This window comes from Streptococcus mitis, from assembly GCF_946190115.1.
Classification (GTDB): domain Bacteria; phylum Bacillota; class Bacilli; order Lactobacillales; family Streptococcaceae; genus Streptococcus; species Streptococcus mitis_CO.
On record NZ_CAMHZG010000008.1, the window covers coordinates 94124 to 110812 of the forward strand.

Annotated in this window: 10 protein-coding genes; 1 reads left to right on the forward strand and 9 read right to left on the reverse strand. The window is 42.9% G+C overall.

What is annotated here, in order from left to right; genetic code table 11:
- Nucleotides 1–71: 71 nt before the first annotated feature.
- The 8 genes from trhO to N8L90_RS06145 form a co-directional block, all read right to left on the reverse strand.
- A complete protein-coding gene (trhO, locus tag N8L90_RS06110; protein WP_261024631.1) occupies nucleotides 72–1058 on the reverse strand; it encodes an oxygen-dependent tRNA uridine(34) hydroxylase TrhO in 987 nt (328 codons plus the stop codon).
- Between the two features lie 267 nt (nucleotides 1059–1325).
- Nucleotides 1326–2804, reverse strand: coding sequence for an ABC transporter substrate-binding protein (locus tag N8L90_RS06115; protein ID WP_261024632.1), 1479 nt, complete (start codon nucleotides 2802–2804; stop codon nucleotides 1326–1328).
- A gap of 253 nt (nucleotides 2805–3057) precedes the next feature.
- A complete protein-coding gene (locus N8L90_RS06120) occupies nucleotides 3058–3981 on the reverse strand; it encodes a carbohydrate ABC transporter permease (RefSeq protein WP_000818354.1) in 924 nt (307 codons plus the stop codon).
- A gap of 13 nt (nucleotides 3982–3994) precedes the next feature.
- Nucleotides 3995–4924, reverse strand: a complete 930-nt coding sequence (locus N8L90_RS06125) for an ABC transporter permease (RefSeq protein ID WP_261024633.1) — start codon at nucleotides 4922–4924, stop codon at nucleotides 3995–3997.
- Nucleotides 4925–5132: 208 nt separating this feature from the next.
- Nucleotides 5133–7013: a beta-N-acetylhexosaminidase gene (locus N8L90_RS06130; RefSeq protein WP_261024635.1), complete on the reverse strand. Its 1881-nt coding sequence runs from the start codon at nucleotides 7011–7013 to the stop codon at nucleotides 5133–5135.
- The gene (locus tag N8L90_RS06135; RefSeq protein WP_261024643.1) at nucleotides 6968–7876 is read right to left on the reverse strand and encodes an ROK family protein; all 909 of its coding nucleotides are present in this window, start codon (nucleotides 7874–7876) and stop codon (nucleotides 6968–6970) included. Before N8L90_RS06135 ends, N8L90_RS06130 begins: the two co-directional genes overlap by 46 nt.
- Before the next feature lie 83 nt (nucleotides 7877–7959).
- On the reverse strand, nucleotides 7960–10605 hold the full coding sequence (locus N8L90_RS06140) for an alpha-mannosidase (RefSeq protein ID WP_261024636.1): 2646 nt from the start codon (nucleotides 10603–10605) through the stop codon (nucleotides 7960–7962).
- Nucleotides 10606–10703: 98 nt separating this feature from the next.
- The gene (locus tag N8L90_RS06145; RefSeq protein WP_261024638.1) at nucleotides 10704–11984 is read right to left on the reverse strand and encodes a glycoside hydrolase family 125 protein; all 1281 of its coding nucleotides are present in this window, start codon (nucleotides 11982–11984) and stop codon (nucleotides 10704–10706) included.
- 170 nt (nucleotides 11985–12154) lie between these two features.
- On the opposite strand from N8L90_RS06145, the gene N8L90_RS06150 reads away from it, so the two are divergent.
- Entirely contained in the window at nucleotides 12155–14251 is a 2097-nt protein-coding gene (locus N8L90_RS06150; RefSeq protein WP_261024640.1) for a GH92 family glycosyl hydrolase, read from the forward strand.
- A gap of 113 nt (nucleotides 14252–14364) precedes the next feature.
- On the opposite strand, the gene N8L90_RS06155 is transcribed toward N8L90_RS06150, so the two are convergent.
- On the reverse strand, nucleotides 14365–16689 hold a 2325-nt coding region (locus tag N8L90_RS06155; protein ID WP_261024642.1), incomplete at its 5' end, for a MiiA motif-containing surface protein.

Below are 16689 nucleotides of genomic sequence, written 5' to 3' on the forward strand. Positions count from 1 at the left end.
AAGATACAGAAACAAACTTTAGATTTTTGAGTAAAAAGCATAGAAAAACAGCCCCTGAGGACTGTTTGATATTATACAGTAACTGCTTGATCCAAGCTTTCACCAATAGCGGCTAGGCGCTCGACAACTTCTGCTTGTGTCAATTCATTTTCTAAAACATAGCGGTTACGCGGGTGAACACGGCACTCGTGTGAGCATCCACGAAGGTACTTGTCTTCATTTTCTTCTGATGTCAAGATACGACGGTTACAGAATGGATTTCCACAGTTGACATAACGTTCACATGGTGTTCCATCAAACCAGTCTTTCCCTACGATGGTTGGGTTGACATGGTTGACATCAACTGCAATACGCTCGTCAAAGACATACATTTTCCCATCCCAAAGCTCACCTTGGACTTCTGGGTCTTTACCGTAGGTTGCGATTCCTCCGTGCAATTGACCAACATCCTTGTAACCTTCACGAACCATCCAGCCTGAGAATTTCTCACAGCGAACGCCACCTGTACAGTAAACCACGACGCGCTTGTCCATGAATTTTTCTTTGTTGTCACGAACCCACTGTGGCAACTCACGGAAGTTGCGAATGTCTGGACGGATAGCCCCACGGAAATGTCCAAGGTCATACTCATAGTCATTACGAGTATCAAGGACAACTGTATCTTCGTCAAGAAGGGCTTCTTTGAACTCTTTTGGAGACAAGTAAGCACCTGTTGTTTCAAGTGGGTTGATGTCATTGTCAAAGTCGTTGTCTTCCAAACCAAGGTGGACAATTTCCTTTTTATAGCGAACAAACATCTTCTTGAAGGCTTGTTCATTTTCTTCATCAATCTTGAACCAGAGGTCTTCCATTCCTGGGAGGCTGTGAACGTAGTCCATGTATTTTTGAGTTGTTTCATAGTCACCTGAAACGGTTCCGTTAATTCCCTCGTCAGCGACTAGGATACGACCTTTAAGGCCGATTGATTTACAGAAAGCCAAGTGGTCTGCAGCAAATTGCTCTGCATTTTCAATTGGAGTATAAAGGTAGTAAAGTAAGACACGAATATCTTTTGCCATAAGATTTGTTCTCTTTTCTATTATTAAATTTTCAGAATTTTTCATCTGACTATACCAGTATACCTGCTTGAGAAAACGAATGCAATTTATTTGACTGGAAATTGTAGAGGATTCTTAATATTTACTGAATGGTTAAAATAAGGAAAAGAGTAAACATGAATATCTATGCCCTCATTCCAAAAAATCACTGTCTTCCCCAGATAAGCCTGAGGAAAACAGTGATTCAGTTTTTAGGAATTAGGAATGAATACACAAAATCAATTATTCTTATGATTTTTTGTTTTTCAAGAATTCATCGTATTGTTTTTGCATTTCGTTCAATACTTTTTCGTAGGCACCTTCAGATTTCAATTTTTCCATCAATTCTGGAATAGCTTTATCTGGGTCTACAGTACCAGTGTTGATAGCTGTATCGAATTGTTGCATTGTGTTAGAGATAGCTGAGATTTCAGATTTCACATTGTCAGTGTTAAAGATGAATCCAAGTGCTGGAGATTCTTTAGCTTCAGCCAATTGTTTCTTAGAATCTTCAATTTGTTGATCTGTAACGTTTTCATTGATGTAAAGAATCCAGTTGTTACCAGTGTTCCATCCACCCATGTGAGTGTTTCCTTTGTAGCCATCAAGGACTTTAACACGGTTTTCTTTACCCGCAAGTTTTTCCCAGTTCTTGCCTTCTGGACCGTAAACAAGACCGTTCAAGAGTTCTGGGTTAGTATTCAAGAGGTTCAACACTTCCATTGATTTTTCTTTGTTCTTAGAGTTGTTTGAGATGACAAAGTTAGCAACTTGTGTTGTTTGGTTTTTCTTGATGAAGTTAGTGAATGATTTGATTTGGATATCTTTGTTCGCAACACGTGAAAGCAAGCTGTTACCGTAGTCAGCTGGTCCTACTGTTTCTTCACGAACGAACCAAGTATCTTGTTGAAGGTCAAATGAAGTATCGCTTGTTGCTACGTCTTTTGGAATGTATCCAGCTTCATAGAATTTGTGAAGAGTCTTCAAGTGTTCTTTGAAACGAGGAACGTCGTAACGGTTTACGATCTTAGTAGTATCTCCTTCAAGGTCGATAACGAATGGAAGACCGTTTGCTACTGGGTAGTCAAAGTTCTCAGAAGGGATGAAGTTCTTAGTAACTGCAAATGGTACTACGTCTGGAGCTTTTTCTTTGATTTGTTTCAAGACTGGCTCAAGAGTTTCGTAAGAAGTAACACCTGAAATATCGATACCATATTTGGCAAGGAGAGTTCCGTTGAAGGCAAAGTTTTGAGATGATGCAACGTTGGCTGCAACTGGAACAGCGTAAATTTTACCGTTTACAGTATTACCCTTGATGTAGGCTGGGTCAAGTGCTTTGTAAAGGTCTTTACCTTCTTTTTTGTACAATTCTGTCAAGTCAGCATAAGCACCTTTTTGAGCATTTACAATGTAGTTATCTGCAAAGGCAATATCATAGTTTTCACCAGATGATGTGATAACTGACATTTTCTTACCATAGTCACCCCAGCCAAGGTATTGGATATCCAATTTGGCACCAACTTTTTCTTCGATGATTTTGTTGGCATTTGCTAACAATTCATCCAAGTTGTCTGGTTTGTCACCGATTTGGTACATTTTGATAACAGGTTTGTCACCTGAATCAGCAGCTTTTTTGCTGTTACCTGTCAAGTTTCCACAAGCAGCAAGACCTGCAGCCAAAGCGACTACACTAGCAGATGCAAAAGCATATTTTTTCCAGTTTTTCATGATAAAAACTCCTTTTTTATTTTTAAACTTATAAACAATGTAATGATCTTATACTCAATGAAAATCAAAGAGCAAACTAGGAAACTAGCCGCAGGTTGCTCAAAACACTGTTTTGAGGTTGCAGATAGAAATGACGGAGTCAGTAACATCTATACGGCAAGGCGACGTTGACGCGGTTTGAAGAGATTTTCGAAGAGTATTAACTTCACACAAGGGAAGTTGGGAACTGAGAAATGTTCTTTCTCAATAAGCACTATTCTTTCACGCCACCGATAGTCAAACCTTTTACAAAGTAGCGTTGGAAGAATGGATACAAAATCGCGATTGGAAGGGTTGCGACCACAACCATGGCCATACGTCCTGTTTCTTTCGGTAGAGCAACTCCCAATTGACCAGATAGGCCGACTGCTTTGGCGATGTAGTCCATATTTTGTTGGATTTGCATGAGCAAATATTGCAATGGGTACAAATTGTCACTCTTAATGTAAAGAAGGGCATTGAACCAGTCATTCCAGAAACCAAGTGCTGTTAAGAGCGTGATGGTTGCGATACCTGGTAGTGACAATGGTAAACAGATTTGGAAGAAAATCCGGGCCTCACTGGCACCATCGATACGAGCGGATTCGAGAATAGCTTCGGGAATCGTCTTCTTGAAGAAGGAACGCATCAAAACAATATTGAATGGTGAGAGAAGCATTGGAACAATCAAGGCCCAAACAGTGTCACCAAGCTGAAGTACACGAGTTACCATGATATAACCTGGTACCAAACCAGCGTTGAACAACATACTAAGTAGAACGAAGATTGTAAAGAATCTGCGATACTTAAAGGTTGTCCGTGAAATGGCATAAGCATAAGTTGTTGTGATAAAGACATTTGTCAATGTCCCAACTACGGTTACAAAGACTGAAATGAAGAGGGCTTGGAGGATTTTATCCTTAAACTGTGCCAAAAACTCAAATCCGTCTAATCCAAATTGGGATGGGAAGAAGCTATATCCATTTTGAAGGATACTCTTTTCATCTGTCACCGAAATAACGATAACGAATACGAAGGGTAGGATACAAGAGAGGGCAACCAAACCAGAAATGGTACTAAAGAAGATATCTGCTTTCTTACTGAAGGAGTGAATGCCGACATTATCAATTTTTTCTTTTTTAATTTTCTTTTCTGCCATATTCTCCTCCTTTCTAGAACAAGGCTGAGTTTGGATCAACTCGTCTTGCAAGTAGGTTTGATAGGATAACCAAAAGCAAACCGACTACTGATTGGTAGAGACCTGCTGCTGAAGCCATCCCGATATCCGCTGTCTGGGTCAAACCATTATAAACATATACATCCAAGACGTTGGTTACGTTATAAAGCTGACCAGCATTGTGGGGGATTTGGTAGAAAAGACCGAAGTCTGCACGGAAGATATTTCCGACTGCCAGGATAGTCAATACGGTTACCAACGGTGTCAACTGCGGAATGGTTACATTGCGAATTCGTTGCCATTTGCTAGCCCCATCCACTGTTGCTGCTTCATAGTAGGTTGGATCAATTCCCATGATTGTCGCATAGTACATGACACTACTATATCCAAAGCCTTTCCAAATACCTAGGAAAAGTAGGAGATATGGCCAGATGCCCAAGTTAGCGTAGAAATTGATTTCCTTCATCCCAATAGCCTCTAGGAAATGGTTGAACACCCCTTTATCAATGTTTAGGAAGGCATCTGTAAAGAAACTGATGATAACCCAAGACAAGAAGTAAGGGAACAACATAGAAGTTTGGAAGATCTTAACCATTCTCTTAGAACGGAGCTCACTGAGGATAATGGCAATCCCTACTGATACAATCAAGCCAATAAAGATAAAGCCGAGATTGTAGAGGACAGTATTTCGTGTGATAATAAAGGCGTCTCTTGAACTAAATAAGAATCTGAAATTATCGAGTCCGACCCATTTACTATTCATGATACTATCTATGAAACCATTACTGGTCATGTGGTAGTCTTTGAAGGCAACCACATTCCCAAATACTGGAATGTAGAAGAATAGAATCAACCAGAGCGCCCCTGGCAAAACCATCAAGAGAAAGATCCAGTTGTCTCTCAAGGTTTTTGAAAACTTATTCATAATTTCCTCCCTTTTTTATTTTGATATCCATCTAAAAATTCCTTTTTAGACTTTTGATAACGATTACATTATTAGTATACTCCTATTTGCAGGTTAGGTTAAACTACTAATTATAGAAAAAACTCCACAAATTATTTTATGTGGAGTACTTTTGAAGAAAGGGATGTTTCACGCGAAACACCCTGCGCCAAGCAAGGTGTTCTTGTTTTTAAGTTGTATAAATCGTCGAAGCTGTCGCAATAGTATGCCACTGGTTGGCTGTTGTGGCTGCGAAGCCCTTGTCTGCATAGAAGTCGTTAAATGGCAGAATTTCTACTTCCAGCTCATCGATGCGGTCAAGCTGGCCAGCCAGATAAGCCTCGATACGGCTTTCTGCTCGCTTGATGCGTTGCAAGAGTCCGCCCATGCGGATATCGACCGTATCCAAGCCAAAGACCTTGTTTTCTTTCAGCCATTGGTGGCTAAAGAGGGCATGGAAGTGTTCGATCGCGCTTCTGAGTTCTGGTAATTCTTGTCTGGCGATTTCTTGCAGACTTTCTTTATCATCCGCTTGATAGGCCTGACGAATACGTCGTCCCACATCCACTTTGCTACTTAAAATTCGGTTCAACTGAGCCTGAGTTTCAAAGAGGTAAGCATAGTTGCCAGCTTTTTCTTTAATGTCAGCAAGCGTCTCAGCAGCCTGAGCGAAGTGTGGCTTGTCCTGTTCAGGTGTCATGTGTCGGTCAAGGAGCGGACAGAGAATATCCTGATAAAAGACATAGCGGTTGGGGTTGATGCCACTGAGATTGCCTGGTAGGTCTGGTAAAAGGTTGGCAAGGTCAATCTGCATAAAATCCTCAACCGATAGACCAGTATTGGTCTTGAAGTGAGCAGACAGTCGGTCTAGGTCATTGCGATAGCTGAGTTCTGCCCAGATTTGCAAGCTTGGTAGGATAGAGAACTGGGCAGTTTCACCACCATTGTCTCCCCAACCCGTCACAATGACTTCTTTTATCTCATTGGCACGACAGGCTTTATTGGCTTCAAGAGCGATGAGACGGCTGAAATGGTTGTGAGGTGTAAAGCCAATCCACTTCCAAGCTCCCCCTGCAAAGGCAAGGTCATGGCTAATCTTGTGATGGTTGCGGAAGTTGCGATTGTATTTCTCCTCGCTATCCTGATAATAGTCCCAGTAAACCAAAGTTACACGGTCTTTGAGACGGTCTAGGTAGACACGAGTTTCTTCTGGAATTTCCACATCACGGTCGTACTGGCCATCTGCTGACATAAGTTTAAAGAACATATCGCTCCACATCTGGCAGTGGAAACCATATTTGTCTGCAATATCCAGCACGCGCTCCAAGTGTTGGCACATAAGGAGACTACGGTCTACAACACCGTTCAACATCAAGTAACGTCCCAAGCCAACCAAGTGGGCTTCGTCCATCCCGATATTGACCTTGCGAGTCTTCAGTTTAGATAGGGTAGCAAACATGCCATCAATCAGGTTATAAACCTTTTCTTCGCCAATGAGAAGAATATCCTCTACATCACGAAGTTGCTGGACTTCTTTGACTCCCCATTTGACAAAGGCTGATAAGTGGGCCAAGGTCTGAATACAAGGAACAAAAGTCATGTCAAACTGCTGGGCATAGGCTTCGATTTCCTGCAATTCCTCAGCCGAATAGGCACCACGGAAATAGCCAAAGTAAGGCTGTCCTTCAATCTGGTAGGTATCTTCCATGTAGAGCTCCAAGGTTGAGTAACCCATGAGAGCCAAGACCTCAATCATCTGCTTTGCAGAAACCACATTCAGCACTGCATTTCGAGAACAGTCTGCCATGTAGACTAAATCTTCATAAGCCGCCTGCTCCTCAATCTCTACTTTGTCAGCTTCTACTAGAGCCGTTGCCAACAAGGACAAGGCCCGATAAAGTTGGTGGGGTTTGCGATAAGTTAATTGATAGTGACCATCCTCACCCTTGATAGAGATAGAGGCATGATCAGACTGAGCAACTGCCACTTCCACATCTGGTAAAGAAAGCTGTTTTGTAAGCAAGTCTATAGCTGTAGTTTGCTTCCTACTGATTCCGATAAAGTCTGCCATTCTTTTTCCTCCTGTAGCCAATTAACAAGGGCACCGTAAAGATTGGCATCTGCACGATAGGTACAAGCCTGAATTTTTGGTGCGACAGTATATGCTCCATATGACTCTACAAAATATTGAACCATTCTCTGGACACCTTGGATAAAGTCTGAATTTTGACTGATAGAACCACCTAGGCTAATGACATCTGGATCGATTAGGTATTGGATATTGAGCAAGCCTTGCGCCAGATTACGGTTCATTCGTTCAATAGCCTCTTGGCAAAGGGCATTGCCAACTGCCGCCTCTTGGTAAATCTTATGTCCATCCCAGTCTGTCTGACCTGATTTTTCAACAACATAATTTACTAAACTACTTGTAGATGCAAACTGAGACCAATTATTGAGATTTTCAGAAGGAGCAAGGGTGGTCATGTAGCCAAATTCTCCACCCAGACCGTGGCAACCTCGATGAAGTCTGCCATTGATAATCATAGCTCCGCCAATCCCTGTCCCAATCACGACACAGGCCGCATTTTCAAGCTCTGGATGAGCTAGTAATTCACTAAGTCCAACGCAGTTGGCATCATTTTCCAGATGGACAGGAATCTGATAAGAGCTAAGCACCTCATACCAAGAAAAACCGTGGATATAAGGGACGGCACTGAAGCCATCAATCACACCAGTTTTTTGATTGACCGCGCCCGGAACGCTCATAGCAATCCCGCTGTAATCCTGCTCTGACAAGCGCTGGTCTAGCCAATCTAGTAAATCCTCCAAACTTTCTGGCGTTGGAATGCTTGTCTTATTCAGTATTTTCCCATCAGGAGTCAGACTGGCAAACTTAATCCCAGTCCCTCCGATATCAATTGTTGCAATGGTCATTGTTTTTACCATAAAAAGGGGCGAATCAGCAGTTAGTTCTTACCTTTTCGCCCCTCCTTTCTTTTTATGTTTACTTTTTGAAATTAAATTTCTTCTTTTTTGATGAATTCTGTACGAATCTCTTGTGGTGAAATGAGGCCTCTATGAACTGGATATGGTCGTTCAAGCAGGTCAAGGAAGAGATGTTGACTTTCCGGTACACGTACATTTTCACTACACATATTGTAGTAACGAAGGACATAGCCTTCTTCATTTTCAGCTACCTTAAAGGCTGTTGGACAGATTTGCGGTATGCTGAGAACAGAATGGCTCAAGAGGCTACCAGTCGCAGCCACGCTTCCTTCCTGTCTAGCAAGCTGAAGGCTGGTAAACGGTGTCTGCAAGGCTTTAGCTCGACGATAGGCTGAGAAGCGTTCTTGGGCTTGGTGGCATTCAAGCGCAAACTCGACTTCAAACTCACGCAAGCATTGTGCTTCTGGTGTTGGGAAGTAACCCCAGTCACCTAGCTCACCTGATGCACGCAAAATAGTCACTGCAATGATGTCGTCTCCAAGGATTTCGTATTCATTCAATCCCTTGTTAGATACAGTCACCCCTTTTTCATCGTCATACAGACTGACAAAGGCTTGTTGGTGTTGAGGATTTTCAGGATTTTCCCATGAAGCAGCTGGTTTGTTTGGTCGTGTCACCACCTCATAGATGCTTTCAGAATCATTGCTTGGACGCGTGTTATGAGTCGTGACCAAGAGACGGATACGGTGATCCTTGGCAGTGTTGGTAAAGCGAGTCTTGCAACGGATTTGTGGATTGTCAACAAAGACAGTCAACTCAGTTTCAAGAGGAATGCTTGTCAATTCTTCTGACCGTCCAGCCTCACGCTTCATAAACTCGATGATGCCTTTTTGCTCTTCTTCTAGCTTTTCATCTGCACTGACAGGCACAGTCAATTCATGTTTGAGCAAAATCTTAGCGTAGCGAGCTGTGTTTTCCAAGACCTCGTAGCCCTTAAGCTCTGCATAGATTGGCTCTGTTCCTTTTGGTTGGAAATAGATATACTCATTTCCGATATCCCCACGGTCCTCAAAGCGGATAAAATCTTCATAGGCTTCGTGAGTTGTCTTATCATAGACTGTGATGTTGTCATCCACACTCACCGTTACAAATGGCGTATCAATCACTCCGTTTTGGTAAATACCGTCGCGGTGTTCTTGTTCTCCTTCCAGTAATTGGAAGGTTGTCCAAGAAAGTGGCGCTAGGTGAACTGGAATAGTCACGCGCACTTGTCGAGCGATACGAGCTTGGCGGAACTTGTCTTTTGGTAAATCGTACTCAAAATTAGCCCCATGATCCTCGATTTTAGCCTCTACAGGACGACCATCCAAGTCCTCCACACGGTAACTTGGCAAGGTTAAGGCAGCCATCTTCTTGTATCCCTCTGTTGGGTGCAATTCCTTAAAATCACAAGTCGCAACATCAATCACTGTGCTGACAGTATCAACCTTATCATGCAAGCCTGTGTTAATAACCGTAAAGAGATAGTCACTTTGAGCCTTAGCTGTAGCAATTTTACCCTTCCACTCGTTGAGCAAGTTGGTCTTAACAAAATTTCCTACTTGATTAACCTTGGCAAAACGTGTTTCCATCTCGCGGTGAACTTCGTCCACACTACAGCCACAGATACTATCATGCGGCGCATTCTGCAAAAGTGTTTTCCAAGCATAGGTCAACTGGTCCTTGTGGTTATGTCCACCAGTAATGACGGTCAAGGGTTCTACAACTTGCTCTAGGAGATTGCTATTTTCTTGGAAGGCTTGTTTGAGATAAATACGAGATGAAGAAGTGTTGGCAAGTGTGTACCAGCCGTCTGTTTCCTGACTGGTCAACTCACCTGTAACCGTTGATAACTGCTCTGGTAGGGCACTTTCCACGGCTTGAACATATTCATCAAAGGAACTATGAACAAAGGTTACATCTGGGAAGAGTTCATTTGCCACACGAATAGCTTCGCTCAGATTTTTCTGTACAGGTTGGTGGTCACAGCCGTTCATCATCAACCATTGGTTGGTCGAAGCGTAGTCACGCACATCTGCCAGTTTTTGTTTCCAGAAGGTCAAGGCCTTGTCTTTATCAACTGGAATTTCATTCCCATTACTATACCAGTTGGCAAAGAGAATCCCGAGGACACGACTTCCGTCCGCACCCTGCCAGTACATTTCTGAAAACTGGGAAGTAAACTGCTCATCTTCGAGAACTTGGTTGTCAAATCCAATCGGTTTTACACCACGGCCAAAGGCTGCCACGTGAATGCCTGATTTCTGCAGGATTTGAGGAGCTTGTCCCATATTTCCAAAGGTATCTGGGAAGTAACCAATCTGGGTGGATTTGCCCCATTTGGCAGCTTCTTGTTGACCGATAAGAGTATTGCGGACATTGGCTTCACTTGAAATCAAGTAGTCATCTTGCAAGATGTAAAAAGGACCAATCTTCAATTTTCCTTCGTCGATGTATCGTTGGACTTTGTCGCGATTTTCAGGGCGAATCTCCAAGTAGTCATCAAGGACAATAGTTTGTCCATCTAAATGGAAACTCTTGAACTCAGGGTCATTTTCAAAGAGATCAAAGAGATTGTCAAACAATTCCACCAACTGCATACGGTGGCTTTCAAAAGGCAAGTACCACTCACGATCCCAGTGACTATGTGAGATAATATGTACGACAACATTTTCCATGAAGTAAAACCTCATTCTAAATTTAAATTTTTATTGTTAACGTTTTAAATGTAAATTTGTGATTCTTTCCAAGAATCAGTTGCGCTAAAGCGTGTTTCTTAGCGAATATCCAAGTAATCCAAGACCAATTCACAGAACATCATGTTGGCCCAAGAGAACCATTCACGAGAGTAGAGAGTTGGGTCATCTACGTGGAAGCTTTCATGCATAACACCTGTACCCCCATCGCAAGCAACCAGCTGATCCAGCAAGAATTTCTTCTCTGCCTTATCTCTTGTTGTCAAACCTTGTATAGACAGAGCGATTGGCCAGATATAGCGATAGAAGGTATGAGAACTTCCGAGGCCGCTAGCGTATTCTCCTTGGTAGAAGTATGGATTTTCAGGGCTCAGAATGGTACGACGAGTTGCTTGATAGACTTCGTCGTCAATATCGCAGTAGCCCAGATAAGGTGCAGACAACAAACTTGGTACGTTTGGATCATCCATGATGCTGGCATTTCCTAGACCATCCACTTCAAAGGCATAAATCTTTTCGCCCTTGCTGTTGCTTGTGTAGGCGTAGTTTTCGATGCCTTCTTGGATCTCCGCTTTGAGACGCTTAGCATCAGCAATAATACTCTCGCTATCAGCTAGGTCTAGTTCTGCAAAGATTTCTTGGACATAACCCAAGACTACTACAGCAAACATATTTGACGGAATCAAGTAACTATACTGACAGCAGTCATCGCTCGGACGAAAGGCTGACCAAGTCATACCTGTCACTGCAAAATCAGGGCCAAAGCCATCATTTACCAAGGTATCTTCCTTGCGGTCCGTATCCCGGACAAAACGATAAGGAGAGTTCTTGTGGTCTTGTTCTACCGTCCACAGATGGAGAATTTCCTTAGTCGCTGTGACAAAAGTTTCATCAAATTGACTAGTCTCGCCAGTTTCTTTCCAGAGGAGATAAGCCAACTGCAAAGGATAGCAAAGCGAGTCCACCTCATACTTGCGTTCCCAAATCCAGCCATTAAGGTCTGTGTGGTCGGTCTCGTGGTGCCCCTTCCAGTTTTCCTCAATGTTAAAGGAATTTGCATAAGGATCCTTGAGAATCAAGGTCATCTGACGTTTAACCAAACCTGCAATGGTCTGACGCAGGAGGGCATCTTTTTTAGCCACATGAAGGTAGGGTCTGAGTTGGGCTGTCGAATCCCGAAGCCACATAGCAGGAATATCCCCTGTGAGCACAAAGGTTGAACCATCTTCTAGGATTTCAACCGTATTGTCCAAGGTGTCGGTGTAGCAACGCTCGAAAACATCCACCCACTCTGGATGGTCCTTAGCCCGCTCTGCAACTTCATCTAGCCATTCTCTAACAATTTCTTTTGAATAAATCATCGTGCAGTATCCTCTTTCAAACAAGTTTCATTTTCAGTATATAGCTTTTGATACAGAAAATACATACACAAATGATAGTCATTTTTCTACAAAATAGTTATCTTTGAAACTCCTTTTCTAAAGGTTATCTTTTTCTGATATAATGTAGAAAAACAGCTAAAGGAAAGACTATGAAACCACTACTTGAAAGCATCGATACCCGATTTGGAACTGCCAGCAAACATGCCTTCTCTCGGGGAAATACCCTGCCATACACAGGCGTTCCTTTTGGGATGAATTACTTTGTGCCCCAGACCAGTGACCAGGAGGGAGCTTGGTTTTTCGATCCGCATCTGCCCATCTTTCAGGGAATTCGATTGACCCATCAGCCCAGTCCTTGGATTGGCGACTACTCTTGGCTCCTTCTGACACCTGCCACAGGCCAGCTAGGTGGAGACAGCCTCTTTCACCGCCAGTCTTCTTATGATATCGAAAAAGCCTCTTTCCAACCTCATTATCTGAAGATTTTCTCCCTGCGCTATCAGATTGAAACCCAGCTCACACCGACTTGCTACGGTGCTTCTATTCATTTGGAGCAAAAGCAAGGCAAAGCACTCTCCCTCTATCTTCACGCAGCAGATGAACTGACCGTGGAGCAAGTAGATAAGCGAACTCTTGCCCTGCGACAAGAAGGTAAAACTGAAACCAACAAAAATCCACTAACGATGTTCACTGCCCTGCAAATGAATACGGATATTCTTGCTATCAGCCAAGAAGGCGAAGACTGGCGAATTGACCTAGAAGATAGTCATGCCGAAATTCAGCTAGCGACTTCTTTCATCTCTCACTCTCAGGCTCTGCTTAATCTACCTCAAGAAGATTTTGATAACTGTAAAGCAAATGCCCAAGCGGATTGGGAAAATCTCCTCCATCGTTTTGACATTATAGAAACAGGAGAGGCTGACCGAACCTTCTTTGATCACTGTCTCTACAGACTCTTCCTCTTCCCACAGACTTTTTATGAGGTTAATAAATCTGGGCAAGACATCCACATAGATTTGGCTACTGGAACTGTCAAGCCTGGTGTCCTCTTCAGCAACAATGGTTTCTGGGATACCTTCCGCACCACCTTCCCCCTCTTTGCCCTTATCATACCGGAGCACTATCACCGCTTTTTAGAAGGCTTTCTCAATAGCTATCGCGATACTGGATTCCTTCCAAAATGGTTGGCTCCAGATGAACGGGGTATGATGCCAGGTACCCTTTTAGACGGCATTATCGCAGATAGCGCCTGCAAGGACATGGCTCCTGACCTAGAAGAAGAACTCCTCCAAGCCATGCTTGAAACAGCCACCAAGTCCGACCCTCTCGGCATCAATGGTCGCCACGGACTAGCCCAATACCAAGAACTGGGATACCTCTCTACCGACCACCACGAAAGTGTTAGCCATACCCTAGACTACGCCTATAGTGACTTTTGTATCGCCAGCTGTGCCGAAAAACTTGGTCAGAATGACATCGCGGAAACTTATAGAACTGCGTCACAAAATTACCGCCATCTATTTGATGCTGAGACAGGTTACATGCGAGCGCGAGACAATCAAGGAAACTTACGTCCTGACTTCTCTCCTTATAGTTGGGGACGTGATTATGCCGAATGTTCAGCCATCCAAGCAACTTTAGGCGTTCTCCACGACATCTCAGGCTTAATCCAGCTTATAGGTGGAAAAGAAGCCTTTAGCAACTATCTTTTAAAAGCCTGTCAGGAGGCTCCCCTCTTTGAGACAACAGGCTATGGCTACGAGATTCACGAAATGAGCGAAATGGCTACTGCTCCTTTTGGACAACTCGCCATTTCTAACCAACCTAGCTTCCACATTCCTTATCTCTTCCGCTACAGCAACTACCCTGACTACACTGCCCTTCTCATCAAGACTCTCCGTCAGAAAGCCTTTCATCCAAGCTGGCAAGCCTATCCTGGCGATGAAGACAATGGTAGTCTCTCGGCCTGGTACATCTGGTCGGCTCTCGGATTTTATCTGACCTGTCCAGGAAAACCAAGCTATGATCTTGGAATCCCTCTCTTTGACCACCTCCGTATCTACCTTGCTAAAGAAGGTAAATGGCTAGATATTCATACTGAGCAAAACCACAACCATTTTAACTTTGTCAAAGAATGCCGACTGGACACAACTCTAGTATCAACTATTCAACACCAAGACCTCCTAAAAGCTGATCAGCTAACCTTCACCCTCAGCTGGTTACCAAGTCAGCCGTCCACTTCCTGAAATACAAAAATCTCCTAGCAGACTTTCCTGCTAGGAGATTTTCTTACGAGAGGTACTTGTTTAAGCTTTGAAAATCGGACTTATCATCTGATAATGATTAAATAATCTACCAATTAAGCTTCTTCGTCTTCTTTACGACGACGGCCTGCAAGACCAAGACCAAGTAATGCACTTGCGGCAGCTGCTACCATAGCTACAGTAGAATCTGCTGTACCTGTATTTGGCAATTCTTTAGCTGCTTTACGCGCATTTGTTGCTGCTTCTTGGCTAGCATTAGCTGCTGCTTGAGTAGTAGCTAATGCTACAGCTGGTGTTTGAGCAGATTGGTCGTTAGCTGGAGTTGCATGATCAGTTGATGGAGCAACTTTCGCCATGAAGTCTTCGATACGTTTAACCATTGCATCCACTTCTGCTTGACTTGCGTCTGCATTAGCAAATACTTTCTTAGCATCTGCTAATAAGTCATTCGCTTCTTTTGCAGTTTCTGCATCAAGCTTAGCTGATTCTTTAATGATCAATTCATCTAATTGATGGATAGCACCTTCTAACTTAGCTTTATCCACTCTTGCGTCAGTGTTATTAGCTGCGTTATTGCCAGAAGTTCCGTTACCGTTACCACTGTTATTGCCTCCACCATTTGATGGCACATATGGACGTTGTTTAAACGCATCATCTCTTGAAATTGCTAATACTTGACCTTCTTTTGTAACGATTGTTACATTTCCATCTTTGTCAATTTTAACAGCTGCTTCTGTCTTACCATCTTTTTCGACTGTTGCTGTTGCGTTACCATCTTTATCAATCGTAATTTTCACTTTACCATCTTTAGATGTGTAAACTGTATTACCATTATCGTCTGTTTCTTTCAAGAAGGCATCAAGATCAAATTCTGGAACGTCTGTAATAGCACCTAGAACCTTGAATTGGAATTTCGCTTTTTCTTCTGGAGTAATATTAGCAAGGTCTGCCACCTCTACTTTACTCAAGTCGATATCAAGATTATCTCCACCATGTTTAGATTTAGAAACAGCTTCTTTATCTTTCACTAGTTGTTCTTTAGAAATTGTTGCTGTGTCACCTGATGGTGATGTAACTGTAGCATTACCCTTATCATCTACAACTACTGTTGATCCTGGGTTGACTGCTTTAATAGCTTTCTTAACAGCTTCTTTTTCAAGGTCTGTTAATTTGTCTTTTTTATCTACCAAGGTACGGATGGCAGGAGTCTTAACCTTAGCATCTGTAGCTGCATCTGCTAATTTTTCAGCTGGGATTACCAAGTCTAAGGCTGGAATATCTAGAACTGTTCCGTCACCTTTAGCTACTGTAGCATTTCCTTTGTCATCTACTACTACTGTTGTATCTGGATTTACAGCTTTAACTTTATCTTCGATCGCTTTCTTCTCAGCATCTGTAAGTTTTTCTGGATTTGCTACCACAGTTTTAGCTGCTGGAGTCTTAGCATCGTTACCATTAGTTTCTTTTTCAAGATCAGCCTGTTTCTTGACTAATTCTGAAGCAGGAATTACAGAAACATTACCTTCTGGGGTTGTGACTGTCGCATTTCCTTTATCGTCTACTACTACTGTTGCATCTGGATTTACTGCTACTACTTTAGCTGCGACTGCTTTCTTCTCAGCATCTGTAAGTTTATCCAGATTTACTACTGGTGTTTTAGCTACCGGAGTCTTAGCATTATTTGCTGTCAATTGATCAGCTGCAGCTTTTGTCAAGTCTGATGCTGGAATGATTGCAGTCTTACCTTCTGGGGTTGTGACTGTCGCATTTCCTTTATCATCTACAACTACTGTTGCACCTGGGTTGACTGCTACTACTTTAGCTGCAATTGCTTTCTTCTCATCTTTTGTTAATGAGTCTGGATTTGCTACTACAGTTTTAGCTGCTGGTTTAACGATGTCGTTGCCTGCATTTGGTTTAGCTGCATCTTCTGGTGACTTAGTCAAGTCTGAGGCTGGAATAACCGCTGTCTTACCTTCTGGGGTTGTAACTGTCGCATTTCCTTTGTCATCTACAACTACTGTTGCACCTGGGTTGACTGCTTTAACTTTGTCTTCTATCGCTTTCTTAGCTGCTTCGTCTACTCCTTTGGCTGGATCAACTACCACTTTGTCCGCTGGTTTAACGATGTCGTTGCCCGCATTTGGTTTAGCTGCATCTTCTGGTGACTTAGTCAAGTCTGAGGCTGGAATGACCGCTGTCTTACCTTCTGGGGTTGTGACTGTCGCATTTCCTTTATCATCTACAACTACTGTTGCACCTGGGTTAACAGCTTTAACTTTATCTTCGATCGCTTTCTTAGCTGTTTCATCTACACCTTTGGCTGGATCTACAACTACTTTATCCGCTGGTTTAACGATGTCGTTGCCCGCATTTGGTTTAGCTGCATCTTCTGGTGACTTAGTCAAGTCTGAGGCTGG

Bases quoted from the DNA above. Each gene is read 5' to 3' on its own strand.
- trhO (WP_261024631.1), bottom strand. From the start codon at position 1,058: ATGGCAAAAGATATTCGTGTCTTACTTTACTACCTTTATACTCCAATT.
- N8L90_RS06115 (WP_261024632.1), bottom strand. From the start codon at position 2,804: ATGAAAAACTGGAAAAAATATGCTTTTGCATCTGCTAGTGTAGTCGCT.
- N8L90_RS06120 (WP_000818354.1), bottom strand. From the start codon at position 3,981: ATGGCAGAAAAGAAAATTAAAAAAGAAAAAATTGATAATGTCGGCATT.
- N8L90_RS06125 (WP_261024633.1), bottom strand. From the start codon at position 4,924: ATGAATAAGTTTTCAAAAACCTTGAGAGACAACTGGATCTTTCTCTTG.
- N8L90_RS06130 (WP_261024635.1), bottom strand. From the start codon at position 7,013: ATGGCAGACTTTATCGGAATCAGTAGGAAGCAAACTACAGCTATAGAC.
- N8L90_RS06135 (WP_261024643.1), bottom strand. From the start codon at position 7,876: ATGACCATTGCAACAATTGATATCGGAGGGACTGGGATTAAGTTTGCC.
- N8L90_RS06140 (WP_261024636.1), bottom strand. From the start codon at position 10,605: ATGGAAAATGTTGTCGTACATATTATCTCACATAGTCACTGGGATCGT.
- N8L90_RS06145 (WP_261024638.1), bottom strand. From the start codon at position 11,984: ATGATTTATTCAAAAGAAATTGTTAGAGAATGGCTAGATGAAGTTGCA.
- N8L90_RS06150 (WP_261024640.1), top strand. From the start codon at position 12,155: ATGAAACCACTACTTGAAAGCATCGATACCCGATTTGGAACTGCCAGC.